Annotated in this window: 26 protein-coding genes; 11 read left to right on the forward strand and 15 right to left on the reverse strand. The window is 69.1% G+C overall.

Translation table 11 applies throughout. The annotated features are described in order from the left end of the window. Positions 1-60 precede the first annotated feature (60 nt). On the reverse strand, positions 61-420 hold the full coding sequence (locus ACK8OR_RS06670; protein ID WP_410188636.1) for a helix-turn-helix domain-containing protein: 360 nt from the start codon (positions 418-420) through the stop codon (positions 61-63). A 178-nt stretch (positions 421-598) separates the two neighbouring features. Here ACK8OR_RS06670 and ACK8OR_RS06675 point away from each other — a divergent pair, with 178 nt between their 5' ends. Next, positions 599-1,564: an NADPH:quinone oxidoreductase family protein gene (locus ACK8OR_RS06675; RefSeq protein ID WP_410188637.1), complete on the forward strand. Its 966-nt coding sequence runs from the start codon at positions 599-601 to the stop codon at positions 1,562-1,564. Positions 1,565-1,723: 159 nt separating this feature from the next. Next, positions 1,724-2,506, forward strand: a complete 783-nt coding sequence (locus ACK8OR_RS06680) for a Bax inhibitor-1/YccA family protein (RefSeq protein ID WP_410188638.1) — start codon at positions 1,724-1,726, stop codon at positions 2,504-2,506. Positions 2,507-2,572: 66 nt separating this feature from the next. On the opposite strand, the gene ACK8OR_RS06685 is transcribed toward ACK8OR_RS06680, so the two are convergent. The 10 genes from ACK8OR_RS06685 to ACK8OR_RS06730 all read right to left on the reverse strand — a co-directional run bounded on the left by ACK8OR_RS06685 (position 2,573) and on the right by ACK8OR_RS06730 (position 13,006). Continuing rightward, complete coding sequence (locus tag ACK8OR_RS06685; RefSeq protein ID WP_410188639.1) at positions 2,573-3,166, reverse strand: alpha/beta hydrolase; 594 nt, start codon at positions 3,164-3,166, stop codon at positions 2,573-2,575. After that, entirely contained in the window at positions 3,163-4,077 is a 915-nt protein-coding gene (locus ACK8OR_RS06690; RefSeq protein WP_410188640.1) for a ring-cleaving dioxygenase, read from the reverse strand. Before ACK8OR_RS06690 ends, ACK8OR_RS06685 begins: the two co-directional genes overlap by 4 nt. 102 nt (positions 4,078-4,179) lie before the next feature. Then, positions 4,180-5,346, reverse strand: coding sequence for a rod shape-determining protein RodA (rodA, locus tag ACK8OR_RS06695; RefSeq protein ID WP_410188641.1), 1,167 nt, complete (start codon positions 5,344-5,346; stop codon positions 4,180-4,182). After that, entirely contained in the window at positions 5,343-7,283 is a 1,941-nt protein-coding gene (gene mrdA / locus ACK8OR_RS06700) for a penicillin-binding protein 2 (protein ID WP_410188642.1), read from the reverse strand. The genes rodA and mrdA overlap by 4 nt, the downstream gene beginning before the upstream one ends. 12 nt (positions 7,284-7,295) lie before the next feature. Further along, positions 7,296-7,823, reverse strand: coding sequence for a rod shape-determining protein MreD (locus ACK8OR_RS06705; protein WP_410188643.1), 528 nt, complete (start codon positions 7,821-7,823; stop codon positions 7,296-7,298). Between the two features lies 1 nt (position 7,824). Beyond that, on the reverse strand, positions 7,825-8,751 hold the full coding sequence (mreC, locus tag ACK8OR_RS06710) for a rod shape-determining protein MreC (protein WP_410188644.1): 927 nt from the start codon (positions 8,749-8,751) through the stop codon (positions 7,825-7,827). Between the two features lie 16 nt (positions 8,752-8,767). Beyond that, positions 8,768-9,805, reverse strand: coding sequence for a rod shape-determining protein (locus tag ACK8OR_RS06715; protein WP_410188645.1), 1,038 nt, complete (start codon positions 9,803-9,805; stop codon positions 8,768-8,770). Positions 9,806-9,865: 60 nt separating this feature from the next. Continuing rightward, positions 9,866-10,426 (reverse strand): REP-associated tyrosine transposase, encoded by a 561-nt coding sequence (locus tag ACK8OR_RS06720; RefSeq protein WP_410188646.1) that lies wholly within the window; start codon positions 10,424-10,426, stop codon positions 9,866-9,868. Positions 10,427-10,506: 80 nt separating this feature from the next. Continuing rightward, a complete protein-coding gene (locus ACK8OR_RS06725) occupies positions 10,507-12,075 on the reverse strand; it encodes a 2-isopropylmalate synthase (RefSeq protein WP_410188647.1) in 1,569 nt (522 codons plus the stop codon). A gap of 169 nt (positions 12,076-12,244) precedes the next feature. Beyond that, positions 12,245-13,006: a hypothetical protein gene (locus tag ACK8OR_RS06730; RefSeq protein ID WP_410188648.1), complete on the reverse strand. Its 762-nt coding sequence runs from the start codon at positions 13,004-13,006 to the stop codon at positions 12,245-12,247. Between the two features lie 74 nt (positions 13,007-13,080). Between ACK8OR_RS06730 and ACK8OR_RS06735 the strand changes: the two genes are divergently transcribed. The 3 genes from ACK8OR_RS06735 (at position 13,081) to ACK8OR_RS06745 (ending at position 16,003) form a co-directional block, all read left to right on the forward strand. Continuing rightward, positions 13,081-13,728, forward strand: a complete 648-nt coding sequence (locus ACK8OR_RS06735) for an SDR family NAD(P)-dependent oxidoreductase (protein WP_410188649.1) — start codon at positions 13,081-13,083, stop codon at positions 13,726-13,728. Then, complete coding sequence (locus ACK8OR_RS06740; RefSeq protein ID WP_410189874.1) at positions 13,722-15,251, forward strand: cryptochrome/photolyase family protein; 1,530 nt, start codon at positions 13,722-13,724, stop codon at positions 15,249-15,251. The genes ACK8OR_RS06735 and ACK8OR_RS06740 overlap by 7 nt, the downstream gene beginning before the upstream one ends. A 101-nt stretch (positions 15,252-15,352) precedes the next feature. Further along, positions 15,353-16,003 carry a hypothetical protein gene (locus ACK8OR_RS06745; RefSeq protein ID WP_410188650.1) on the forward strand — a complete coding sequence of 217 codons (651 nt, stop codon included), beginning with the start codon at positions 15,353-15,355 and terminating at the stop codon, positions 16,001-16,003. Positions 16,004-16,094: 91 nt separating this feature from the next. On the opposite strand, the gene ACK8OR_RS06750 is transcribed toward ACK8OR_RS06745, so the two are convergent. Further along, on the reverse strand, positions 16,095-17,564 hold the full coding sequence (locus ACK8OR_RS06750) for an MORN repeat-containing protein (RefSeq protein WP_410188651.1): 1,470 nt from the start codon (positions 17,562-17,564) through the stop codon (positions 16,095-16,097). 148 nt (positions 17,565-17,712) lie between these two features. Here ACK8OR_RS06750 and ACK8OR_RS06755 point away from each other — a divergent pair, with 148 nt between their 5' ends. The 5 genes from ACK8OR_RS06755 to ACK8OR_RS06775 all read left to right on the forward strand — a co-directional run bounded on the left by ACK8OR_RS06755 (position 17,713) and on the right by ACK8OR_RS06775 (position 22,491). Beyond that, the gene (locus ACK8OR_RS06755) at positions 17,713-19,377 is read left to right on the forward strand and encodes an NAD+ synthase (RefSeq protein WP_410188652.1); all 1,665 of its coding nucleotides are present in this window, start codon (positions 17,713-17,715) and stop codon (positions 19,375-19,377) included. Positions 19,378-19,688: 311 nt separating this feature from the next. Continuing rightward, positions 19,689-20,099 (forward strand): VOC family protein, encoded by a 411-nt coding sequence (locus ACK8OR_RS06760; RefSeq protein WP_410188653.1) that lies wholly within the window; start codon positions 19,689-19,691, stop codon positions 20,097-20,099. Further along, entirely contained in the window at positions 20,096-21,037 is a 942-nt protein-coding gene (locus ACK8OR_RS06765; protein WP_410188654.1) for a 2-hydroxyacid dehydrogenase, read from the forward strand. The genes ACK8OR_RS06760 and ACK8OR_RS06765 overlap by 4 nt, the downstream gene beginning before the upstream one ends. Before the next feature lie 43 nt (positions 21,038-21,080). Further along, the gene (locus tag ACK8OR_RS06770) at positions 21,081-22,184 is read left to right on the forward strand and encodes a pyridoxal phosphate-dependent aminotransferase (RefSeq protein ID WP_410188655.1); all 1,104 of its coding nucleotides are present in this window, start codon (positions 21,081-21,083) and stop codon (positions 22,182-22,184) included. 70 nt (positions 22,185-22,254) lie between these two features. Beyond that, on the forward strand, positions 22,255-22,491 hold the full coding sequence (locus tag ACK8OR_RS06775) for a hypothetical protein (protein WP_410188656.1): 237 nt from the start codon (positions 22,255-22,257) through the stop codon (positions 22,489-22,491). Positions 22,492-22,501: 10 nt separating this feature from the next. On the opposite strand, the gene ACK8OR_RS06780 is transcribed toward ACK8OR_RS06775, so the two are convergent. Beyond that, complete coding sequence (locus ACK8OR_RS06780; protein WP_410188657.1) at positions 22,502-22,768, reverse strand: hypothetical protein; 267 nt, start codon at positions 22,766-22,768, stop codon at positions 22,502-22,504. An 85-nt stretch (positions 22,769-22,853) separates the two neighbouring features. After that, entirely contained in the window at positions 22,854-24,074 is a 1,221-nt protein-coding gene (locus tag ACK8OR_RS06785) for a pyridoxal-phosphate-dependent aminotransferase family protein (protein ID WP_410188658.1), read from the reverse strand. A 99-nt stretch (positions 24,075-24,173) separates the two neighbouring features. On the opposite strand from ACK8OR_RS06785, the gene ygfZ reads away from it, so the two are divergent. Beyond that, positions 24,174-24,890 carry a CAF17-like 4Fe-4S cluster assembly/insertion protein YgfZ gene (gene ygfZ / locus ACK8OR_RS06790; RefSeq protein WP_410188659.1) on the forward strand — a complete coding sequence of 239 codons (717 nt, stop codon included), beginning with the start codon at positions 24,174-24,176 and terminating at the stop codon, positions 24,888-24,890. A gap of 15 nt (positions 24,891-24,905) precedes the next feature. On the opposite strand, the gene ACK8OR_RS06795 is transcribed toward ygfZ, so the two are convergent. Continuing rightward, positions 24,906-25,376: a GNAT family N-acetyltransferase gene (locus tag ACK8OR_RS06795; protein ID WP_410188660.1), complete on the reverse strand. Its 471-nt coding sequence runs from the start codon at positions 25,374-25,376 to the stop codon at positions 24,906-24,908. Between the last annotated feature and the right edge of the window lie 95 nt (positions 25,377-25,471).

Here is a 25,471-nt window from a genome sequence, read left to right on the forward strand (position 1 = left end):
GCACCCCACGTATCTTGCCACCGGGGGTGACACGAGGGCGCGCGCGCGGTCAAGCCGGTGTCAGGCGGCGGCGTCCGACATGACGCGGGCAAGGTCGAAGAGCCGGCGGCGCTGCGCTTCGGGGACGGCGTAATAGGCGCGGATCAGCTCCAGCGCCTCGCGGTCGGTGAGAAGGTCCTGACCCTTGCCCTTCGCGCGTCCGGTGTCGAACCCGTCGAAGAAATGTTCGACCGGCACGTCCATCGCATTCGCGATCTCCCAGAGGCGCGAGGCGGAGATGCGGTTCATCCCGGTCTCGTATTTCTGGATCTGCTGGAACTTGATGCCGACATGTTCGGCGAGCTGCTGCTGGGTCATGCCGATCACCCAGCGGCGGTGCCGCACGCGCTTGCCCACATGGACGTCGACGGGATGCTTCATGGTCGTCCTCCCTCGGTGTCGTATCATTCACTTAGGGCCGAACGCGGGTCGGTCGATATTCGTTCACGCGCGGTCGGAGGCAAACCGTCGCAGGTGCGCCGGGGGCTTCGGTCGCGTCACGGTTGCGGCGCTGCGCCCGGCAGGGCAGCAGGGGGCGACCCGCGAAGAGGAGAGACCGATGCGCGCCTATCTCGTAACCGACCACCAGTCCGACCCGGCCGTGACCGATGTGGAGGCCCCGCGTCCCGGCCCCGGCGAGGTGGCGCTGGCGATCGAGGCCTGCGCGCTGAACTTCGCGGATCTCCTGATGATCAAGGGGACGTATCAGGATACGCCCGCCCTGCCCTTCGCGCCCGGCATGGAGGTCTGCGGCACGGTCACGGCGCATGGGCCGGGCGTAGAGGCCCCGGCGATGGGGACGCGGGTCGCGGTGTTCGGCGGATCGGGCGGCCTGGCAGAGGCGGGGTGCTTTCCCGCGGCGCGCTGTGTCGCCGTGCCGGACGACATGCCGTCCGACATCGCGGCGAGCTTCATCGTCGCCTATTCCACGAGCCATGTCGCGCTGACCCACAAGGCGCGGCTGCAACCGGGCGAACGGCTGGTCGTGCTGGGGGCCGCGGGCGGCGTCGGGCTGACGGCGGTCGAGCTGGGCGCCAAGATGGGGACCGAAGTGGTCGCAGTGGCGCGGGGCGAGGAGAAGCTGGCCGTCGCGCGCGCGCACGGGGCGCATCACCTGATCGACGGTGACGCGCCGGACCTGCGCGACCGGATCCTGGCCCTGGGCGGTGCGGACGTGGTCTATGACGCGGTCGGTGGTGCCGCGTTCAAGGCGGCGTTCCGGGCGACCAACGCGGATGGGCGTATCCTGGTAATCGGCTTCGCCAGCGGCGAGGTCCCGCAGGTCAAGGCGAACCATCTGCTGGTCAAGAATATCGACCTTCTGGGCATGTATTGGGGCGGCTATCTCGCGGTGAAACCCGAGGTGATCCGGACCAGCATCGCGGCGCTTTTCGAGATGTGGAGCCGCGGCGAGCTTCGCCCCCATGTCAGCCACAGCGTGCCGCTGGCGCGCACCGCCGAGGGGCTGGAGTTGCTGCGGGCGCGGCGGTCGACGGGCAAGGTCGTGGTCACGATGGGTCGATGATCGGGCTCTGGCCACCCGTTCGATAGAGAAAATCAATCGAAATCGCCGGAATGGCGGGCCATTCCGCCTTGAAATGGTCACGCACGCCGCCAATATCTCAACACGAGGAAGCCCGTCCAATTCGCGGGTTTCCATGGTTTTCACCCTTGGAGGAGTTCCATGGCACAATTCGACGCCCTGCGGACCGGCACGATTTCCGGCGCACAGGCCGCGGAGATCGATCAGGGCCTCCGCGCCCATATGAACAAGGTCTACGGCACGATGTCCGTGGGCATGCTGATCACGTTCGCGGCCGCCTGGGCCATTTCCGGCCTCGCGGTCACGACGGACCCGTCCGCGGCCGTCGCCCAGCTGAATGCCGACACCTACCTGACGCAGCTGGGCTATTCGCTCTACGCGTCGCCGCTCAAGTGGCTGATCATGTTCGCGCCGCTGATCTTCGTGTTCGGCCTCTCGGCGATGATCAACCGCATGTCCGCGGCCACCGCTCAGGTCGCATTCTACGCCTTCGCCGCGGTGATGGGCCTGTCGATCAGCTCGATCTTCCTCGTGTTCACGGGCACGTCGATCATCAGCACGTTCCTCGTGACCTCGATCGCCTTCGCGGGGCTCAGCCTCTACGGCTACACGACCAAGAAGGACCTGTCCGGCATGGGCACGTTCCTCATCATGGGCGTGATCGGCCTGATCGCGGCGATGGTCATCAACATCTTCCTCGCCTCGTCGGCGTTGGCCTTCGCGATCTCGGCGATCGGTGTGCTGATCTTCGCGGGTCTGACGGCCTACGACACGCAGTCGATCAAGAACGAGTACATCGCCCATGCCGCGCATGGCGATCAGGAATGGCTGGGGAAGTCCGCGATCATGGGCGCGCTGCGTCTCTATCTCGACTTCATTAACATGTTCATGTTCCTGCTGCAGTTCCTCGGCAATCGCGAGTGACCTTTCGCATCTGAACGACGAACGGGCCGCCCCATGGGGCGGCCCGTTTTCGTTTCGATGGCGCGATCAGAGGGAGGTGAGGATCTCGCGGGCGGCGGCGATGCCGTCGGGCATCGGTTGATGACCCGCGCCGGGATGGGCGATCATCCGGGTCTCGGCCCCCTGCCCGGCCAGCGCCTCGACGCTGCGGGTCGCGCGGACCAGCGGGATATGCGGGTCGGCCTCGTGGCAGGTGACCAGCGCGCGCAGTCCCGAGAGGTCGGTGTCGTAGTCGAGGGCCTTCTCGCCGAAGCCGTAGACCTCGCCCGGCGCGTCCGCCGTGCCGACCAGCCCACCCGAAAGCGCGATCACGGCGCCGAGCCCTTCGCCGTGGCGCGCGGCGTATTCCAGCGCGAGGCAGGCGCCTTGCGAGAACCCGACCACGGCGACCTGCGCGCGCGGCAGATCGAGCGAGGCCACGGCGCGATCGACGGCGCCGAGCCCGTCCGCGAGCGGACGCTCCATCTGCGCCATCGGCGCGAGGAAGCTGGTCGGCCACCAGGACTGGCCGGGCGCTTCGGGCGCGGCCAGCGCCGCACCTTCGGCGCCCAAGGGGCCGACGAGGGACATCATGTCCCGCGCCGACCCGCCCCGCCCGTGGATCAGGACGAGGCCGATCACGCCTCGATCCGGGGCAGCGCCGCCTCGATCCGGTCGCGGATCGGCTCGTATTTCTCGGGCAGCTTGAGCGCCTCCCCGAGGCGTTCCAGCGGCTCATCGCGGGTGAAGCCGGGCGGATCGGTCGCGATCTCGAAGAGCACGCCACCCGGCTCGCGGAAGTAGATCGCGTTGAAATACTGCCGGTCGATCACGGGCGTGACCTGCATGCCCGCGGCAATCATCCGGTCGCGCCAGTCAAGCTGGTCGGCATCGTCCTTGGCGCGGAACGCGACGTGATGGATCGAGCCCGCACCCTGCTGGCCGCGCGGCGCGCCATCCGCGCGATAGAGGTCCACGACCGTGCCCCGCGCATCCCCCGGCGCCTTGAGGCGTAGACGCTCGGTGCCGCCCGCACTCTCGTGCCCCGCCTCTTCGTAGCCCATGTGGTCGACGAGAAGGCGCTGCGTCGGCCCGAGATCGTGGAGCCATAGCGTCGTCGAATGGAAACCGCCCTCGGCGGGGCCGTGATCGCCGGGTTCGGCCACCAGTTCGACCGTCGCACCGTCGGGATCGGTGACCGTGGCGACCGACTGGCCGAAGCGCTCGGCCGGGTCGGAGACGGTGCCGCCCTTGGCGCGCACCTCGTCCAGCCAGTCGGTGAAGACGCTCTCGCCGACCGAATAGCCATAGGCCGAGGCCATCCCGCTGCCGGGCACGCCGGGGCGGGCGCCAACGAAGGGGAAGAAGGTCAGGATGGTGCCCGGCTCGGCGGTGCGATTGCCGTAGTAAAGATGATAGGTGCCCGGATCGTCGAAATTGACGGTCTTCTTCACGAGCCGTTGGTCCATCAGCTTGGTAAAGAAATCGACGTTGGCCTGCGGCGGACCGCTGATGGCGGTGACGTGATGCAGGCCGGTGATGTGCTTGGTCATGGGATCGCTCCGTTCATGGCGTTGGACCAGAGATAGGCGATCCGTGCAGGGTCGTAAGGCCGATCCGTGCACAGGAATGGTTCGGGAGCGCGAAGGCGCGGGTCAGCGGCGCAGGAGCCGACCCTCGCCGCTGGCCCGCGGGCGATGGACATGGGCCGATTGCACCAGCCCGAATGCGAGCATCAGCACGATCATCGCCGAGCCGCCATAGCTGACCAGCGGCAGGGGGACGCCCACGACGGGGGCGAGGCCCATGACCATCGACATGTTGACCGCAAAGAACAGAAAGAACGCGACCGCGACCCCGAGCGTCACCAGCGACGCGAAGCGGTCCTTGTTGCGCAGGGCCGAGCCCACGCAGAACGCGATGATGAGGAGGTAGAGGATCAGGAGCGACATGCCGCCGAGGAAGCCGAATTCCTCGGCCAGCGTCGTGAAGATGAAATCGGTGTGTTTCTCGGGGAGGAAGTTCAGGCGTGCCTGCGTGCCCTGCATGAACCCCTTGCCCGTCCACCCGCCCGAACCCAGCGCGATCTTCGACTGGGTGATATGGTAGCCCGCGCCCAAGGGGTCGCTCTCGGGGTCGAGGAAGGTGTCGATGCGGCGATACTGGTAGTCCTGGAGGAGTTGCCACGTCGTGCCACGCGATTGCAGCACAGCCGTCACGAGGCCGACGCCCCCGGCGATGACGGTCGCGAAATAGGCCCAGTGGACGCCGGCGAGGAACATCACCGCCCCGCCCCCGGTCAGAAGCAGGATCGAGGTCCCGAGGTCAGGCTGCTGGATCACGAGGAAGACCGGCAGGAGGATGACGACGACCGGGATCAGCACCCATTGGGGCCGGCTGACCTTGGAGGCGGGCAGCCAATCGTAATAGGCGGCCAGCATCATCACGAGCGTGACCTTCATCAGCTCGGACGGTTGCAGGCGCATGAAGCCGAGGTCGATCCAGCGCTGCGCGCCGCCGCCGGTGGAGCCGACGAACTCGACCGCGAGGAGGAGCGCGATCGTCACCGCGTAGGCCAGCGCCGAGACGTTGCGCCAGAACCAGATCGGCACCATGGCGACGACGAACATCACCACCAGCCCGAAGACGAAGCGCTGCATCTGCGGCTCGGCCCAGCGCCAGCTTCCGCCCGCAACCGAGTAGAGGACGAGGAAGCCCAGCGCCGAGACCGCCGTCACGAGCAGGACCAACGCCCAATTGAGCGCCAGCACCTTCTGGAAGCCCGACGGGACGCGGGCGACGTTGTATTCGAGATAGCTCATGCCTCGGAGATGCCGGCGCCGCGGTTGAGGCCCGGATTGACCGGGAGCGCCGACAGGAGCTCCTCCATCTGGCCGCGCTGGCCCGACGGGTAGGCCTCGAGCGGCGGCATCCCGCCATGGAGCGCGTAGAGCATGATGTCGCGGGCCACCGGGGCCGCCGCCGCCGAGCCGCCGCCACCATGCTCGACCACGACCGAGATCGCGTATTTCGGATCGTCATGGGGCGCGTAGCCGACGAAGAGCGCATGGTCGCGACGGTTCCACGGCAGGTCCTCGTTGCGGAACACGCCGCGCGCGCGTTCGGCGGCGGTGATGTTGCGGACCTGGCTGGTGCCGGTCTTGCCCGACCACTTGATCCCGGCGAGGTCGAACTTGGAGCGCCCGGCGGTGCCGCCACGGGCATTGACGACCTCGTACATGGCGGCGCGAACCAGCTCGAGCTGGCTGCGGGGGATGTCGAGCGGCCCCTTCACGCCGGACGGGCGCGCGATGCCGTCGACGGATCGGACGAGGCGCGGCTCGACTTCGAGGCCGGAGGCGAGGCGCGCGGTCATCACCGCAAGCTGCATCGGCGAGGCGAGGACGAAGCCCTGCCCGATGGACGCGTTGAGGCTGTCACCGACGACCCAGGCTTCACCGCGACGCTCGGCCTTCCAGTCGCGATCGGGCACGAGCCCCTCGGAGACGGATGTCATCTCGAGGTCGAAGGCCTTGCCCAGCCCGAGCTTGCGGGCCATGGCGCTGATCCGGTCGATCCCGGCCCGCTGGGCGAGGTCGTAGTAATAGACGTCGCAGCTTTCGCGCAGCGATTTCGCGAGGTCGACCGCCCCATGCCCGGCGCGCTTCCAGCAGTGGAAGCGGCGGTTCGAGACGGTGGTGTGGCCGGGGCAATAGACCGTCTCGCCCGGAGAGATCTCGCCCGCCTCGACCGCCGCCAGCAGGGTCACCATCTTGAAGGTCGACCCGGGCGGATAGAGGCCCTGGACGATCTTGTTGTGCAGCGGGCGGTGATCGTTATCGCGCAGAGAGGCATAGTCGGGCACGCTGATGCCCGAGACGAAGAGGTTGGGGTCGTAGCTGGGCGAGGAGACGGCGGCGAGGACGTCGCCGTTGCGTACGTCCATCACCACGGCGCTGGCGCTTTCGGTGCCGAGACGGGCCTGCGTGAAATTCTGAAGCCCCGCGTCGATGGTCAGCTGGACGTCCTGGCCCGACTGGCCCGGCGTGCGCCCCAACTCGCGCATGATGCGTCCGGCGGCGTTCTGCTCGACCCGGCGCGAGCCCGCCCGCCCGCGCAGCACGCCTTCCAGCGACCGCTCGGCCCCGATCTTGCCGATCTGGAACTGCGGCGTCTGGAGCAGGGGATCGGGCGTCTCGGCCTCGGCAATGTCGCGCTCGGAGACGCGGCCGACATAGCCGACCACATGCGCGTAATCCTGCCCCAACGGATAGACGCGGCTGAGACCCACCTCGGGCGTGATGCCCGGCAGCGTCGGCACGTTGACCGCGATGGTCGACAGCTCCTCCCATGTCAGGCGGTCGGCCAGCGTGACGGACTGGTGCGGCCGGCGATCCATCTCGCGGAGGGCGCGTTGCAGCTTTTCCTCGTCGAGGCGGACGAGGCCGCGCAGCGCGGTGATGACACGGTCGACGTCGTCGGCATCCTCGCGGATCATCGAGACGCGGTAGATCTGTTCGTTGCCCGCCAGAAGGGTGCCGTTGCGGTCGTGGATCAGGCCGCGCGCGGGCGCCAGCAGCCGGACCTTGATCCGATTCTCCTCGGCCAGAAGCAGGAACTCGTCGGCCTGATCGACCTGGAGATGGCGCATCCGTCCCAGCAGAAGCGCGCCGAACCCCAGCTGCGCGCCGCCCAGCACCAGCGCCCGCCGGGTGATCCGGCGGCTCGACAGGGTGACGTCTTGCGGATTGCGCTTCATGCGACAGGTCCTTCAGGCGCGGGTGCCGAGGCTGTCCAGCTCGCCGGGGGCGAGCCGTCTCACCCCGATCAATTGCGAGAATACGGCGACTGGCGGGTAGAACACAATCGTCGCAAGGGCATGCAAGCCCTGCCCGATCAGCGGCGGCGTCTCGGCGAATAACAGCACAAGCGCCAGGTGGTTGGCGAGGAATGCCGCGAGGATGCAGCCCGCGACCAGCCCTGCCTCGGACCAGAAGGGCAGCGCCTCGGCGTGATCGACCCGTCGGCGCAGGTATTCCGACAAAAGGAGGACGATCAGCGTCCAGAGCCCGAGCGGCCGCATCAGGAGCGCGTCGTCGAGCAGAAGAAGCGGCACGATCAGCCAGACGGGGACGTAGTCGGGGCGGCGCAGCACCCAGGCGCAGATCAGGCAGACCGTCAGTTCCGGGCCGGGCACCCCCCCCTCGCCTGAGCCGAACGGCAGGAGCGCGAAAAACAGGATCACGAAGGCAAGGCCCGCAAAGGTCAGGCGATAGGCGAGAACGCGGCGCGCGAACATCTCAGCCGTCGCCCTCGGGGGCGGTATCCGGCGCGGGCTCGGGGCGCACGGGGCCCTGTACGGGGCCCGCCGGCGGCGCGATGAGGTCGCCGGTGCTCTCGATGCCGCGGGCGGGCCGGGTGCGCAACACCCGCAGATACTCCAGCCGGTTGGTGTCGGCCGAGAGGCGGACGCGCAAGCGGCCATCGGCGCCCCGCACGACCTGGCCGACGAGGAGATCGGGCGGGAAGACACCGCCATCGCCCGAGGTCACGATGCGGTCGCCCGCGCGCACGTCCTCGGGGTTCTCCACGAAATCGAGCGCGGGGGCGGCGGTCGTGTCGCCCGCGAGGATGGCGCGCTTGCCCGAGGGCTGGATCGTCACCGGGATGCGGCTGTTGCCGTCGGTCAGCAGGATGACGCGCGCCGTCCGGTCGCCCACGCCCGCGATGCGGCCCACGAGCCCGAGGCCGTCCATCGCCGCCCAGCCGTCGCGAATGCCGTCCGAGCCGCCCACGTTCAGGAGCACCGAGCGGCGGAAGGGCGAGCCGCTATCGGTCAGCACGACGCCGGTCACGAAGGTCAGGTCGGGGCTGAGCTGGACGTTGTTGAGATCGAGCAGGCGCGCGTTCTCCTGCTCGAGCTGGATCGCGGCCTCGCGCCAGGCCTTCATCTGCTGAAGCTCACGGCGCAGCTCCTGGTTCTGGTCGTAGACGCGGGCATAGCCCTCGAAATCCTCGATCAGCCGACCGCCCCAGGTGATCGGGACCAGCGCCCATTCGAAGCTCGGGACGACCCGGTCCACCAGCCCGGCGCGCAGCCGTTCGGCGCGCGGGTTGTCGATCCGCCAGAGCAGCACGAGCGCCACCAGGACGGCACAGAGAATCCCCAGCAGGAGCCGCCGGAGCGGCCTGCCGTAGACGTCTTCTCCGGGTCGGGTCCGGGACATGCGCCCCCCTCGTGGATCAGCTGTCGTAGTCGATGACGTGGGACAGTTGCCGCTCGAATTCCAGGGCCTTGCCGGTGCCGAGCGCCACGCAGTTCAGGCTCTCGTCGGCAACGCTGATGCTGAGGCCGGTCTGTTCGCGCAACGCGAGGTCCAGCTCGCCCAGAAGCGCGCCGCCCCCCGTCAGCATCACGCCGCGATCGACGATGTCGGCGGCGAGGTCGGGCGGGGTCGATTCGAGGGCGGTCATCACGCCCTCGCAGATCTGCTGCACCGGCTCGGCCAGCGCCTCGGCGACCTGCGCCTGGCTGATCTCGGTCTCCTTCGGGACGCCGTTCAGAAGGTCGCGGCCCCGGATCGTCATCACCTCGCCGCGCCCGTCCTCGGGCATCCGCGCGGTGCCGATCTCCTTTTTGATGCGCTCGGCCGTGGCCTCGCCCACCAGCAGGTTCTGATGGCGGCGCAGATAGCTCACGAGCGCCTCGTCCATGCGGTCGCCGCCGACGCGGATCGAGCGGGCGTAGACGATATCCGCGAGGCTCAGCACCGCGACCTCGGTGGTGCCACCGCCGATATCGACGACCATCGAGCCCGTGGGGTCGGTGATCGGCATGCCTGCGCCGATGGCCGCCGCGATGGGCTCGGCGATGAGGCCCGCCTTCCGCGCGCCCGCGCCCAGGACCGACTGGCGGATGGCGCGCTTCTCGACGGGGGTGGCGCCATGGGGGACGCAGACGATGATCTTCGGCTTGGTGAAGGTCGAGCGCTTGTGCACCTTGCGGATGAAGTGCTTGATCATCTCCTCGGCGGTGTCGAAATCCGCGATGACGCCGTCGCGCATGGGACGGATCGCCTCGATCGAGCCGGGGGTTCGGCCCAGCATCAGCTTGGCGTCCTCACCCACGGCGAGCACTTCCTTGCGGCCCTGCTTCATGTGGTAGGCGACGACCGAGGGCTCGTTCAGGACGATCCCCTTGCCCTTCACGTAGACCAGCGTGTTCGCCGTGCCGAGGTCGATGGCCATGTCCTTGCTGAACAGGCTTCCGAAAATAGACATGCGTGCGTTCCCCAAACCGTACCGCCCCCGTGGCGGTCGGCGCCCGGGGTTTTGCGGGGTTTAGCCGAGGGGTGCGGCGGTGGGAAGGGTGACCGGCGCGTGAGCGGGAGGTTGCCAAGGCTCGCGCGCTCGGATCGCGGCGCCGTGGCGGAGCGCGGCCGCCATGTCGCGATGGATTGAGGAATGGGGCCAACCGAACGGGTCGTCGGTGAGGCCGTGCTTCACCGGGTCCCGGTGGCAGCGGGCGATGGCGGTATGGAGCGCCGCTTCGTCGCGGATATGATCTTCCAAGTAGCGGCGTTGCCAGAGACCGCGCTCACGGCGCGCGCTTTGGCTGGCGCGGCGCGGCGGCATCGGCAGGGCGCGCGAGACGCGCGCCTTGATCAGGCGCCAGCGGGTCGCGTAGTCGGCGTCGCCCTCGGGCAGCGTCCAGACGCAGTGCAGATGATCCGGAAGGACCACGATCGCGTCGGTTCGCAATGGCCTGTCGCGGAGCGTCGCGCCGTAGGCGCGCCGGAGGAGATCGATTTCATCGACGAGAAGACGGCTGCCCCGCTCGGCGAGGGCGACGGTGAAGAAGATCGTGGCGCCGGGTATCGCGGGACGAATGTAGCGGGACATCCGTCAGGCTCTAGGGGCCGACGCTTAACATGAGGTGTAGGGTGCGTGGTTTCCACGCACCCTATGCCCCGTTTCGCACCTTAACCCGCGTCCTTGTACGAAATCTCGCGCGTGTCGGTGCCCGCCTTCTCGCGGCGCACCAGCAGGCGGTTGAGCGCGTTGACATAGGCGCGGACGCTGGAGACGACCGTGTCGGTATCCGCCGACTGCCCCGAGACGATGCGGCCGTCCTCCTCCATCCGCACGGTCACGGTGGCCTGCGCGTCGGTGCCTTCGGTCACGGCGGACACCTGGTAGAGCTGCAGCCGCGCATTGTGCGGCACCAGCGCCTTGACCGCGTTGAAGGCCGCGTCCACGGGCCCGTCGCCGGTCGCTTCGGAGGATTTCGCCTCGCCGTCGATGGTCAGCGTCAACTGCGCCTCCTGCGGGCCTTCCGTGCCGCAGACGACGCGCAGTTTCTCGACCCGGATGCGATCCTCGGCCTGGCGCTCCTCGTCCTGCATCAGCGCGATCAGGTCGTCGTCGTAGATTTCCTTCTTGCGGTCGGCCAGCGCCTTGAACCGCACGAAGACGTCGGCCAGCTGGTTGCCCTCGACGTCGTAGCCCAGCTCGGCCAGCTTGGAGCGCAGCGCCGCGCGGCCCGAATGCTTGCCCATCACCAGCGACGTCTCGGAGAGGCCCACATCCTCGGGGCGCATGATCTCGAAGGTCTCGGCGTTCTTGAGCATGCCGTCCTGGTGGATCCCGCTCTCGTGGGCGAAGGCGTTCTTGCCGACGATGGCCTTGTTGAACTGCACCGGGAAGCCCGAGACGCTCGCGACGCGGCGCGAGATCGCCATCAGCTTGGTGGCGTCGACGCCGGTCTCGTAGGGCATGATGTCGCCGCGCACCCGCAGGGCCATCACGACCTCCTCCAGCGCGGTATTGCCCGCCCGCTCGCCCAGCCCGTTGATCGTGCATTCGATTTGGCGGGCGCCGCCCTCGACCGCGGCCAGCGCGTTGGCTGTCGCCATGCCGAGGTCGTTATGGCAATGCGTGGCGAAGACCACGTCCTCTGCGCCCTCGACCTCGGCGATGAGGCGGCGGATCAGGTCGGCGCTTTCGTTGGGCGCCGTGTAGCCCACGGTGTCGGGGATGTTGATCGTGGTCGCCCCGGCCCGGATCGCGATCTCGACCGTCCGCGCGAGGTAGTCCCATTCGGTCCGCGTCGCATCCATCGGCGACCATTGGACGTTGTCGCAGAGATTGCGGGCATGGGTGACCGTGTCGTGGATGCGGTCGGCCATCTCGTCCTGGGTCAGGTTCGGGATGGCGCGGTGCAGGGGCGAAGTGCCGATAAAGGTGTGGATGCGGGGCGATTTCGCGTGGCGCACCGCCTCCCAGCAGCGGTCGATATCCTTGAAGTTGGCGCGGGCCAGTCCGCAGATCGTGGACCGGTCCGCGCGGCGCGCGATCTCGGAGACGGCCTCGAAATCGCCGTCGGAGGCGATTGGGAAGCCCGCCTCGATGATGTCGACGCCCATCTCGTCGAGCATGGAGGCGATCTCCAGCTTCTCGTCATGGGTCATGGTGGCGCCGGGCGATTGCTCGCCGTCGCGCAGGGTGGTGTCGAAGATGACGACGCGGTCTTTATCGGTGGGGGAGGTCATGGGTCTGTTCCTGTGATCCGGGGTGTCTTCCTTCGGCGCTGCGTCCCTCCCGAGCGGTCGCGCCGGATGGCACGCTCAGGAGCGGCTAAGAAGGAGGAGGTCCAGGATCAGGGTCGTCGTCATGGCGCGCAGAGTAGGCCGAGCATCGCAGGGATGTGAAGCCCCGAAGTCAGAACATCATGCAATCGGCCGCGGGCGGGAGCGGATCCGCATCGGCGGGCAGGGTGGCGGTGTAGTCGAAGGTCACGATCTCGGCGCCGCCGTCGAAGGCGATGAAGAGCTGGCCGGAGCCAGGGCGGATCGCGATCCCCTCGGGGTCGTCGCCGTATTCCAGAAGGTTCGCACGCGCAAGAAAGCCGCCCCGCGCGTCGAACTCGTAGAGGCTGTTGGAACCCTCCCAGTCGTCGACGATCAGGAGGTGGCCGGTGCGCGGGTCGATGGCGATGCCCTGCGCCTCGCTCAGGGGCGGGTCGAGGCGCATCGTGTCGATCCGGTCGTCGAGCGTGCCATCCGGGGTGAACCACGACAACCGCTCGGGGTCGTCCTCGACCGTCACGAGGCGGCCGTCCCCGTCGATCGCGATGCCCTCGGTATCGGCGAAGCCGCCCTCCAGCGCGAAGGGCGCGGCCAGGGGCGTGCCGTCCTTCGTCAGCCTTTGCAGCCGACCGAAGCCGTCACCGACGATCAGGGCGTCGCCCTCGATCGCGATGGCCTTGATGCGTCCCAGATCGCTGGAGATGCGGCGGAGTTCCTCGCCCTGAAGCGTGACGAGGATGGCCTCCGGGCCCTCGTTGGCGATCCAGAGGCCGCAGAAGGTCGGGTCGTAGTCGAGGCTGGCCGGCCGGTTGAGGTCGTAGCGGCCCGTCTCGCGGAGCTCCAGCGCAGCGGCGGGCAGGGCTGCGAGCGACCAGAGAAGGGCGAGGCGGAGCATGACGCAGGATGGGCGCGCCGCAGGGCCCCGGTCAATGCTGGACGCCGACCGCGCCGCCGCTAGATGGCCGGACGATGGCACATGCCCTCATCATAGGCGCCTCGGGCGGAATCGGCGCCGCCCTGGCGGACCGGCTGGCACAAGACGGCGACGTCATCCGGCTGAGCCGCCGGGCGGATGGGCTGGACGTGACGGATGACGCGTCGGTGGCCGCGCATCTCGCCGATCTGCCGCCGATCTCCACCGCTTTCGTCGCGACCGGCATCCTCGCGCCGGGCGGCGGCGCGCCCGAGAAGGCGCTGGACGCGGTGGACGCGGCGGCGATGGCGCGGGTCTTCGCGGTCAACGCCATCGGCCCCGCGCTGATCCTCAAGCATCTCGCCCCGCACCTGACCGACGACGCGCGCGTCGGCGTGCTGACGGCGCGGGTGGGGTCGATCGGGGACAACCGCATGGGCGGCTGGTACAGCTACCGCGCCGCCAAGGCCGCGGCGAACCAGATCGTCCACGGTGCGGCCATCGAGATCGGACGGAAGCGCAAGGGGGCCGTCGTCGTCGCCCTGCATCCGGGCACGGTCGAGACGCCGTTCACCGAAGGCTACAAGGCGCCGAAGGTCACGGCGGAGGCGGCGGCGGAGAACCTCGTGGGCGTGCTGCGCGGACTGACGCTGGCACAATCGGGCGGGTTCTTCGATTTTGCCGGGCAGGAGATCGCCTGGTGACGCGGCTGGTGCTGGTGCTGGGCGACCAGCTCTCCGACGACCTCTCGGCGCTCCGCGAGGGGGATGCGGCAACCGACGTGGTCGTCATGGCCGAGGTGCAGGCCGAGACCGATTACGTGCCGCACCATCCCAAGAAGATCGCCTTCCTCTTCGCGGCGATGCGCAAGCATGCCGAACGGCTGCGCGCGGCGGGCTGGACGGTGCGTTACACGACGCTCGACGATCCCGAGAACACCCACTCGATCCCCGGCGAGCTTCTGCGTGCCGCCGACGCGACCGGCGCGACCGAGGCCATCGCGACCGAGCCGGGGGAGTTCCGCCTGATCTCGGCGCTCGAGGATGGGCCGTTGCCCGTCCACATGTTCCCCGACGACCGGTTTCTCTGCAGCCACGCCGAGTTCGAGGACTGGGCCGAGGGCCGCAAGGAGCTGCGGATGGAGTGGTTCTACCGCGAGATGCGGCGGAAGACCGGGTTCCTAATGGATGGCGACCAGCCCGAGGGCGGCAAGTGGAACTACGACCACGACAACCGCAAGCCGCCCAAGGCGGGGCTGGATGCGCCGCGCCCGATGCGCTTCACCCCCGACGAGACGGTCGAGGAGGTGCTGGAACTGGTGCGCGCGCGGTTCGGGAACCGCTACGGGTCGCTCGACGATTTCTGGTTCGCGACCGAGCCGGGTCAGGCGCGCCGCGCGCTGGCGCACTGGGTCAAGACCGCCCTGCCCCGGTTCGGCGACTTCCAGGACGCGATGGTCAAGGGCGAGCCCTTCATGTTCCACGCGCTGCTCTCGCCCTACATCAACGCGGGCCTTCTGGGTTGGCGCGAGGTCTGCGAGGCCGCCATCGACGCCTACCGCGCGGGCGATGCGCCGCTGAACGCGGTCGAGGGGTTCGTGCGCCAGATCATCGGCTGGCGCGAATACATCCGGGGCGTCTATTTCCGCGAGGGTCCGGACTACACGAGCCGCAACGCGCTGGAGGCGACGCGCGACCTGCCCGAGTTCTACTGGACCGCCGAGACGGACATGGCCTGCGTTGCCGAATGCGTCTCGACCACCATGACCGAGGCCTATGCCCACCATATCCAGCGGCTGATGGTGACGGGCAACTTCGCGCTGCTTGCGGGGCTGGACCCGCACCAGGTCCACGAGTGGTATCTGGTGGTCTATGCCGACGCCTATGAATGGGTCGAGGCGCCCAATGTCATCGGCATGAGCCAGTTCGCCGATGGCGGCGTGGTCGGCTCGAAGCCCTATGTCTCTGGCGGAAACTACATCAACCGGATGAGCGATTACTGCAAATCCTGCGCCTATTCGGTCTCGCAGAAGACGGGCGCGGGCGCGTGCCCGTTCAACCTCCTCTACTGGCACTTCCTCGACCGCCATCGCGACCGGTTCGAGGGCAATCCCCGCATGGCGCAGATGTACCGAACCTGGGACCGGATGGATGCCGACCGGCGCGGCACCGTGATCGCCGAGGGTGACGAAATCCTCGCCCGGCTGGATCGCGGCGAGCGGATCTGAGGGCGTCCGCGCATCCCCGTCCCGGCCCGCATTCACCCCGTGATAACCTCGGCTTCGCCCCAATTCGGCCCCGGAGGCCTGTCATATCCGGGACAGACCCGATGAACCGGATGGACCTGACCATGCAACTCGATCGCCTTGTGACGAAGACGATGTCCCGCCTCGCCTGGAGCGGTTTTCGCCGCGTGTCGGCCGGCGCGACCGGCCCGAAGGTGCGCACGACCGAAGCCAAGACGCCGGGCGACGACCTGCGCGGCTCGGGCAGCTGGGCCAACGAGTGGGCCGGGGCCCGGAACGCCGTCGAGCGGGCCCGCGCCATGGCCAAGCCCGGACGCGACCGGAAGGCGCGCGCCAAGACCGACCTCGACTCGATCCCCGAAGGCACGATCCGGGTGCGCCCGCTGATGACCGGCCGCGAGGTGAAGCTGCACAACTGGATCGCGGACCGCCTCGAGGCCGAGGCACCGGTCTGCACCCTTCATGCGGGCGTGTCGCTGAAGGCATTCCTCAGCTCCGACATCGCGCGCGAGGATCATGACCCGCTGGCCGGGATGGTCGCCGACCTGCTGATCGCCGACGAGAAGGGCCAGCCCGTGGCCGCCCTCATCCGCGAGAACACCGCCGACCCGACCCGTCACCTGCTGATGCTGGACGCGCTTCTGGACGCCGATATCCCGATCGTGGACATACCGTCGCGCCCGTCGCTGAGCGCGCTCTGGGCGGATATCTCGGCCACGCTGCCGGTCGACTGACCGCCCGTTCCTCCGCCGCAACGCGGCCCGGTCCTTCTGGGCCGGGCCTTCCTCGTTCCGGGCGCCGCGCGCGGCGGGCGCCCTGCCGAATTCAGCCGTCGCTGCCCGCGGGAACCGGCGCACCGGCGGCGGGTGCCCCTTCGGCCGCCGGAACGGCGGTGTCCGTCGTCGCAGGGGCGTCGTCGCGGCGGGTCAGTGCCCCGGCCGCCCAGTCGCCCGATTCCACTTCGCCCGTCGCATAGCGCATCGTGCCCGGTCCCTGCCTGCGTCCGGCAGCGAACGCGCCTTCATAGACATCGCCGTTCGCATAGGTCGCGACGCCTTCGCCGTCGATCTCGCCATCGTCCCAGCCGCCGGTATAGCTGAACCCGTCGGCCATCGTGATCGTGCCCTGCCCCTCGCGCTGGCCGCGGATGAACCCGCCCTCGTAGACGGTGCCGTCGGCATAGGTCGCGCGACCCTGCCCGTGGCGCAGCCCGTCGGCCCATTCGCCCTCGTAGCGGTAGCCGTCGGTGAAGGTCATCGTTCCCGTGCCGTGGTTCTGGGCGTTGAGGAACTCGCCCTCGTACACGAGCCCGTTGGGATAGACGGCGCGCCCCTGCCCTTGGATCACGCCCGCCTCCCACTGGCCTTCGTACGTGGCGCCGTCGGCATAGGTGATCGTGCCCTCGCCATCGGCAAGGTCGTTGGCGAAGCTGCCGACATAGACCGAGCCGTCGGGATAGGTCACCTCGCCCGAGCCCTCGATCCGGCCCTCGACCCAACCGCCGCTATAGACGTAGCCGTCGGTGCCCCGGAACGTGCCCTGCCCGTGGCGGCGGTCGTCGGCGAACTCCCCCTCGTAGACGTCGTCATTGGCATATGTCACGCGGCCCTGCCCTTCGCGGCGGCCATCGACCAGCGTGCCTTCGTAGATGTCGCCATTGGCCTGCGTCAGCACGCCCTCGCCGTTGATCTGCCCGTCGGCCCAGGCCCCCACATAGGTCAGCCCGTCTGGCGTCCTGAGCGTGCCCTGTCCCGAGCGGACGTTGTCCGCCATTCCGCCCTCGTAGGTCGAGCCGTCCGGATAGGTGATCCGCCCCTCGCCCGATTTCACGCCCGCCGACCAGCCGCCGTCGTAGCGGTAGCCGTTGGGGCTCTCCATCACGCCCTGCCCGTCATGCAGCGCGTTGACGAACCCGCCGGTATAGCGCGTGCCGTTGGCATAGTCGGCCACGCCCTCGCCCTCGATCCGGCCATCGGTCCAGGCGCCGGTATAGGTGCCGCCATCGGCGAAGATGATCGTGCCCTCGCCCTCGGGCTTTCCGGCAACGAACTGTCCTTCGTAGATCGAGCCGTCGGGGAATTCCGCGCGGCCCTGACCCCGGATTTCGCCGTCGACCCATTCGCCCGTGTAGACGTAGCCCGAGGGCAGCGTGTAGGTGCCCGTGCCGTGCTGCATGCCGTCGCGGAATGTCCCTTCGTAGACGCCGCCGCCTTCGTACTGCTTGACCTGTACGTCCTGCGCGGCCAGCGGCATCGCCGCCAGTGCCGCAAGTGTCGTCAGTATCAGCCTGTCCATGCCCGCATTCCCCAGTCCTGCCTGCCCGGGAAGCTAGGCTCCGCAGCGCCGGGGCGCAACGGGGGGCGAACCATCGTGCGACGCATCGGCGCTTCCCCCCACCCCGCCAGCGCGCTAGGTCCAGCCCGACCCGTGCCCGGAGAGCCCGATGCCCGATACGTTCCGCCTGACGCTGGCACAGTTGAACCCCGTCATGGGCGATCTGGACGGCAACGCCGCCAAGGCCCGCGCGGCCTGGACGGCGGGTCGGGACGCGGGCGCGCAGATGGTGGCGCTGCCCGAGATGTTCCTGACCGGCTACCAGCCGCAGGATCTGGTGCGGAAGCCCGCCTTCGTGGCCCATGCGGCGGAGGTGCTGAACGCGCTGATCGCGGATTGCGCCGACGGCCCGGCCCTCGGGATCGGCGTGCCGCTCTGGCCGGTGGGCTCCGAGAAGCCCTACAACGCCTGGGTCGTGGCCGAGGGCGGGCGGGTCCTGGCCGAAATCGTCAAGCACCACCTGCCCAATTACAAGGTGTTCGACGAGAAGCGGTATTTCGAAAGCGGCGACGTCTCGGGCCCCTACGTCGTCGGCGGCGTCCGCATCGGCACGCCGATCTGCGAGGACGCGTGGTTCGACGACGTGACCGAGACGCTGGCCGAAACCGGCGCCGAGATCCTCGTGGTGCCCAACGGCTCGCCCTATTTCCGCGGCAAGCAGGACGTCCGCTATGCCCACATGGTTGCGCGCACGGTCGAGACGGGGCTGCCGCTCGCCTATCTCAACCTGGTTGGCGGGCAGGACGACCAGATCTTCGACGGGGCCAGCTTCGTGCTGAACCCGCATGGCGTGCTCAGCCACCACCTCCCGAGCTTCGAGGACGCGATCGTGCATGTCGATTTCGCGCGCGGCGACGACGGTTGGGCGGCGGTGCCCGGCGACCGCGTGCCGCAGCCCGAAGGGGCCGAGGCCGATTACCGCGCCATGGTGCTGGCGGTGCGGGACTACATGGCCAAGGCAGGGTTCTCGAAGGCCCTGCTCGGGCTGTCGGGCGGGGTGGATTCCGCCATCGTCGCGACCATCGCCGCTGATGCGATCGGGCCCGCCAATCTCCGCTGCGTGATGCTGCCGTCGGAATACACGTCCGCGCATTCGCTCGAAGACGCGCGCGGCGTGGCCGAACGGCTGGGCTGCCGCCTCGACACGGTTCCCATCGCCGCCGGGCGCGCCGCGATCACCGAGACGCTCGCGCCGCTCTTCGAGGGGACCGAGCCCGACCTGACGGAGGAGAATATCCAGTCGCGGCTGCGCGGCCTCCTCCTCATGGCGCTGTCGAACAAGTTCGGCGAGATGCTCCTGACGACAGGCAACAAGTCCGAGGTCGCGGTGGGCTATGCGACGATCTACGGTGACATGGCGGGCGGCTACAATCCAGTGAAGGATCTCTGGAAGACCGACCTCTTCGAGATCTGCCGCTGGCGGAATGCCCATTGGGTCGAGGGGTTTCTGGGGCCGAAGGGCGAGGTGATGCCCTCCCGCGTCATCGACAAACCCCCCTCGGCCGAGTTGCGCGACGACCAGAAGGACGAGGACAACCTGCCGCCCTACCCGGTGCTTGACGACATCCTGCGCCGCCTGATCGACGACGAGGCCGCGGTGGCGGAGGTCGTGGCCGCCGGGCACGACCGCGAGACCGTGAAGCATGTCGAAAAGCTGGTCTACCTGTCGGAATACAAACGCTTTCAATCCGCACCGGGCGCGCGGCTGTCCCAGCGCGCCTTCTGGCTCGACCGGCGCTATCCGATCGTGAACCGCTGGCGCGATCCCGGTTGAGGGCGCCGGGGGCCAGCCCCCGGACCCCCGGCATATTTCGGCCAAGATGAGGCCCGTTCACCGGGCTTTAACCACGGGTGTGCCAGCAATGGCGTGCGGTACAGGCTGGCAAGCCGATGACCGCCCAAGGTGAAGCCCCGCTTCGCCGCGCGTCCCGGCCCGAAGCTTGCATGACCTGCGACGCCCGGGACGCGCGTTCCCCTCTTCATCTTGGTGAAAATATGCCGGGGTCCGGGGCAGCGCCCCGGCGCCCTCCGCGGGCGGGCCCTCGGCGATTGACGCATGCGGGTGCAACCGGCATCCCTCGGGGCATGAGCATCTTCCATCTCGCCTTCAATGTCCGCGATCTCGACACGGCGCGCCGCTTCTACGGAGACCTCCTCGGCTGCGCCGAAGGGCGGTCGACCGACAGCTGGGTCGATTTCGACTTCTTCGGGCACCAGATCAGCCTCCATCTCGGCCCGCCCTTCGAGCATGCCCCGACCGGGCATGTCGGCGAGCACATGGTGCCGATGCCGCATTTCGGTGTGCTGATGCAGATGGACGCGTGGAAGGTTCTGGCCGACCGTCTGCGCGCGGCCGAGGTGGAGTTCGTGATCGAACCGGTGCTGCGCTTTCCGGGCGAGCCGGGCGAGCAGGCCACGATGTTCTTCCTGGATCCGTTCGGGAACCCGATCGAGATCAAGGGAATGCGCGACCTCAAATCCGCCTTCGCGACGTGACCCGCATTCTCTTCGCCGCCGCCCCGGCCCGCTGGGCGGAGTACCGCGAGCCTCTGCCCCGGGCGCTGGATGCCGTCGGCGTGGCTCACCGGATCATCACCCTAGAGGACGATCCCGATCCCACGACGATCGACTGGATCGTCTACGCGCCGAACTCGGCGCTGCAGGACTTCACGCCCTATACGCGGCTCAAGGGGGTGCTGAACCTCTGGGCGGGGGTCGAGGATGTCGAGGGCAACCCCACGCTCCGGGCGCCGCTGGCCCGGATGGTCGAGGACGGGCTGACGCGGGGCATGGTCGAATGGGTGACGGGCCATGTGCTGCGCCACCACCTCGGGATGGACGCGCATATCGCCAATCCGCGCCGCGCCTGGGACGCGACGCCGCCGCCGCTCGCGCGGGACCGCCCCGTGGCCATGCTGGGGATGGGCGAACTCGGAACGGCCTGCGCCGGGGCGCTCGTATCGCTCGGGTTCCCGGTGACGGGCTGGTCGCGCGGATTGAAAACCTTGCCCGGCGTGCGCTCGGTGACGGGGCCGGACGGCTTGACCGACGCGCTGGGCGGCGCCGAGATCGTCGTGCTGCTGACGCCCCTGACCCGGTCCACGGCCAACCTGATCGACGCCGCGGCCCTTGCCGCCATGCGGCCGGGTTCCGTCCTTCTGAACCCCGGACGCGGCGGTCTGGTCGATGACGACGCGCTGCTGGCGGCGCTGTCGGAGGGGCATTTGGCCCATGCGACGCTGGACACGTTCCGGACCGAACCCCTGCCCGAGGATCACCCGTTCTGGTCGCACCCGAAGATCACCGTGACGCCGCATATCGCCTCGGCCACGCGGCCCGAGGGGGCGGCCCGCGTCATCGCCGAGAACATCCGGCGGGGCGAGGCGGGCGAGCCGCTCCTCCACCTCGTGGACCGGTCCGAGGCGCTCGCCTGAGCGCGCTTGCACCCGGTCCCCGTTCCGGGCCACCCCTGTAGGCATGACCCATCGCCTGACCGATCTCGCCCAAAGCCTGCCCGCCTCCGTCCCCTTCGTCGGCCCCGAAACGCAGGAGCGGCAGCGGGGCGCGCCCTTCGCCGCCCGGCTCGGCGCCAACGAGAGTCCGTTCGGCCCCTCGCCCCGCGCCATCGCCGCGATGGCGGATGCCGCGGCCGACGGCTGGATGTACGGCGATCCCGAATTTCACGACCTGCGCCACGCGCTGGCCACGCATCACGGCATCCCGCCCGAGGCGGTCGTCGCGGGCGAGGGGATCGACGGCCTCCTGGGTTACCTCGTGCGCCTCCTCGCGGCGCCGGGCGACGCGGTGGTGACCTCGGCCGGGGCCTATCCGACCTTCAACTACCACGTCGCGGGCTTCGGCGGGGTGCTGCACGCGGTGCCCTACGCAGGCGATCACGAGGACCCGGATGCGCTGGCCGCCAGGGCGCGCGAGGTGGGCGCGAAGCTGGTCTACCTTGCAAATCCCGACAATCCGATGGGCAGCTGGCATGACGCCGCCCGCATCGCCGCGCTGATCGACGCGATGCCCGCTGGCACGCTCCTCTGTCTCGACGAGGCCTATGCCGACCTGGCCCCGCCCGAGGCGGTCGCGCCGCTCGATCCCGGCGATGCGCGTGTAATCCGGATGCGGACCTTCTCGAAGGCGCATGGCATGGCGGGGCTGCGCGTTGGCTACGCCATCGGACATCCCGATCTGATCGCAGCCTTCGACCGGGTGCGGAACCATTTCGGGCTGAACCGGGTGGCGCAGGCGGGGGCGCTGGCCGCCCTGGCCGACACGGAATGGCTGGCCGAGGTGCAGGCACGCGTTGCGCAGTCGCGCGACCGGCTGGCGGCGATCGCGACCGAGCAGGGGCTGCATCCCCTGCCCTCGGCGACCAATTTCGTGACGATGGATTGCGGCGGCGACGGCGATCTGGCGCGCCGCGTGATGGCGGCCCTCCTGGACGAGGGGATCTTCGTGCGGATGCCCGGTGTGGCCCCGCTCGATCGTTGCATCCGCGTCTCCTGCGGGACGGCGGCGGATATGGACGCGTTCGGCGCCGCGCTGCCGCGCGCGCTGCGATCCGCGCGATCGTGAGGTGCCGCGGGCGAAACCCGCGCTAGTCTTGTCGCGTCGACGCCACGCGAATCACCCGGAGGCCCGAATCATGGACAACGAACGGATCGGTCATGTCGAGGATTACACCAACGCCTTTCTCGGCGCGCTCTACCTCGTGCTCGTCGCGGGGCTTGTGCTGATCTGGGGCGTCTGGGGCTACGTCGTGGCGCTCGCGCTCTGCGTGGCGATCCACCGCGTGATCGAGATCGTCGGGACCCGCCGCGCGCGCGCCGAGGCCGAATGGGACGCGCGCGTCGCCGCCTGCATCGCCCGCGCCCGCCGCTGAGGCGACGGCGTCAGGGCGTCAGGCGCGACTTCCAGGTCAGGTCTTCCAGCGTGTCATGGGCGAGGTCGTCGATCGTCGGGCCCGTGGGCGCGAATTCCGCGACGGGCATGACCTCGACGGCCGATGCGGCGGGCGACCGGGTTTCGGAATAGTGCGAGATCCGCTCGGATCCGCGGACGATCGAGATCAGGATCGGCGTCCAGAGCAGGCCCATGGCGGCGCAGCCGAGCAGGAAATAACCCGACGGCCCGAGAATGTATTGTTTCAGCTTGGTCATGCCGGACCCCTCCGCACGGCCTCCGGAACGGGCCGCCGGGGGGATATGGCAGGCAATTGCGGCCAGAATTCGGCACCTGCCCCCTTCAGCGCCCCGCGACGACCCGCGCCGCGGCCGCCAGCCCATCGCCGCCATGGGGTACATCGAGCGCCACGAGCGCGGCCTGGATCGCGCCCAGCGTGCCCATCATCGAATGGGCCGACAGATGGCCCATATGCCCCACACGGAAGAAGCCGTCGGCCTCGGGGCTGTCGCGCGGCGCCATGCCGAGGCCTATGCCCAGCGTCACGCCGGCCTGGTGCTCGGCCCAGTCGCGCAGGCGCGTCCCGTGATCGGGCAGGCGCACCGCCGTCACCGCGTTCGAGCGGTCTGCGGGGTTGCGGACGTTCAGCTCCAGACCGCCCGGCGCCTCCCAGGTGTCGAAGGCCGCATGCAGGGCGCCGGCCAGCACCGCGTGACGGGCCCAGACGTTCTCGATCCCTTCTTCGTGGACGATCATGTCGAGCGCTTCGCGCAAGCCGTAGAGGTGATGCGTCGGACCGGTGCCGTAGAAGTAGCGGAAGTAGTAATCGGGGTTCGTGCGCGGCCGCCAATCCCAGTAGCCGGTGACGCAATCGGCCCGCTCGCGCGCGCGGTCGGCGCGGTCGTTGTAGAAGACGAAAGCCATGCCCGCGGGCGTCATCAGGCCCTTCTGGCAGCCCGCGATCATGACGTCGGCGCCCCACTCGTCCATCTCGAACCGGTCGCATCCAAGCGAGGCCATGCAATCGGCCTGTAGAAGTGCGGGATGGCCCGCCGCGTCCATCTCGGCGCGTATGGCGGCGATGTCGGAGCGGACGCTGGACGAGGTGTCGACATGCACCGCGAGGACCGACCGGATCTCGTGGTTGGTGTCGTCGCGCAGGCGCTGGCCGATGGCGGCGGGGTCCATCGCGGCGCGGTTGCCGAAATCGAGATACTCGACGCGCAGGCCCAGATCCTCGGCGATCTCGCCCCAGCCGTCGGCGAAGGTGCCTGTCCGCGGGATCAGGACCAGATCACCGCGCGCATGGGTGTTGGCGAGGCATGCCTCCCAGACGGCGTGGCCGTTGCCGATATAGATGGTGGCGGCATGCTCGGTGCGCGCGACGGCCTTGAGGTCCGGGATCAGCGAATGGGTCAGGTCCACCAGCGGGCCGGTATAGATGTTCGGGCTGGGCCGGTGCATGGCGCACAGCACCCGCTCGGGGATGATCGACGGCCCCGGAATGGCGAGCGTCCGGGGGCCGTGGGCCAGGCTCGGGGCGGTGGGGGTGTCGTCGCGCATCGCGGCCTCCGGGTGGTCTCGGGTCCGGGCTACGCCCCGCGCGGGCAAGGGTCAATCGGAGGGCTTGCCGCGGCCCGGCGATGCGCCCATGTCGGAGGCATGACACGCTCCGTTCTCCGCATCTCCGGGCCCGACCGCGAGACGTTCCTCAACGGCCTCATCACCCGCGACGTGCCCGATACGGGCCTCGGCTACGCCGCCCTCCTGACGCCGCAGGGCAAGTATCTCGCGGATTTCCTGACGTTTCGGGACATGGACGCGCTCTATCTCGACGTGGCCGAGCCCTTGGCCGCGGGGCTGGCGCAGCGGCTGGCGATGTATCGGCTCCGCGCCAAGGTCGAGATCGCGGCCTCGGACCTCGTGCCCGCGCGGCACGGGTCCGAGATTCCCGGGGCACTGGCCGACCCCCGCCCCGGCATGGGCTGGCGCAGCTATGACGGCGCGCCCGGCGACGACACCGACTGGGACGCGCGCCGGGTCGAGCATATGGTGCCCGAGACCGGCATCGAACTGATCCCGAACGAGACGTTCATCCTGGAGATGGGCTTCGAGCGGCTGGGCGGCGTCGATTTCCGCAAGGGCTGCTATGTCGGGCAGGAGATCGTGGCCCGCATGAAGCACAAGACCGAGCTGCGCAAAGGGCTGGCGCGGATCGCCGGGCCGGATCTCGTGCAGGGCGCCGAGATCACGGCCGGCGGCAAGCCGGCGGGCACGGTCCACACCGTGTCGGGAGAACGCGCGCTGGCCTATCTGCGCTTCGACCGCGCGGACGGGATGGAGGTCGACGGGGTGCCGGTGGTCCTGAACGGGCGCTGAGCGTCGGCGCGGCTGTCAGCCGGTCTCCAGCCGGTATTTCAGGAAGACCGCGCCATCATATGTCTGCTCACCGATGAACACCGCGCCGAGACGGTCCAGTGCACCGAGCTTCCGACGCGATGGCGGCAGCAGGAAGGTCACGAAGGGAATGCGCGGATCGGCGATGGCGAAATCGATCGCCGTTCGCGAGGTGCGCGCACCGAGGCCGAATGCCTCGGGTTTGAGGACCAGGCCGTAATCCCATTCGTCCCCTTCCTTCTGGAACCCGCCCCAGCCGACATATTCGCCATCGGACAGGATCGCCCAATGCCCGAGCCCGTCCCGGCTCCAACACGCCTCCTTCGCGGCGACGAATCCGGCGACCGCCGCCGCGTCCCATTCGAAATCGGACAGGGGCAGGTGCTCGGCCACGCGCGGGTCCGACATGTGGCGAAGGATCTCGTCTGAATCGACCTCGGTCAGGCGGGTGAAGGTGATGGCGGGCATCGCGCGGCCTTTCGAGGCGGTGTGATCGTGGCATCCGGCGGGTATATCGCAGCAGGACCGATGGCCAGTGCCGTGGGCCGGGTCGCGACGGCGCC

This window comes from Jannaschia halovivens (assembly GCF_046452375.1).
GTDB classification, from domain to species: domain Bacteria; phylum Pseudomonadota; class Alphaproteobacteria; order Rhodobacterales; family Rhodobacteraceae; genus Jannaschia; species Jannaschia halovivens.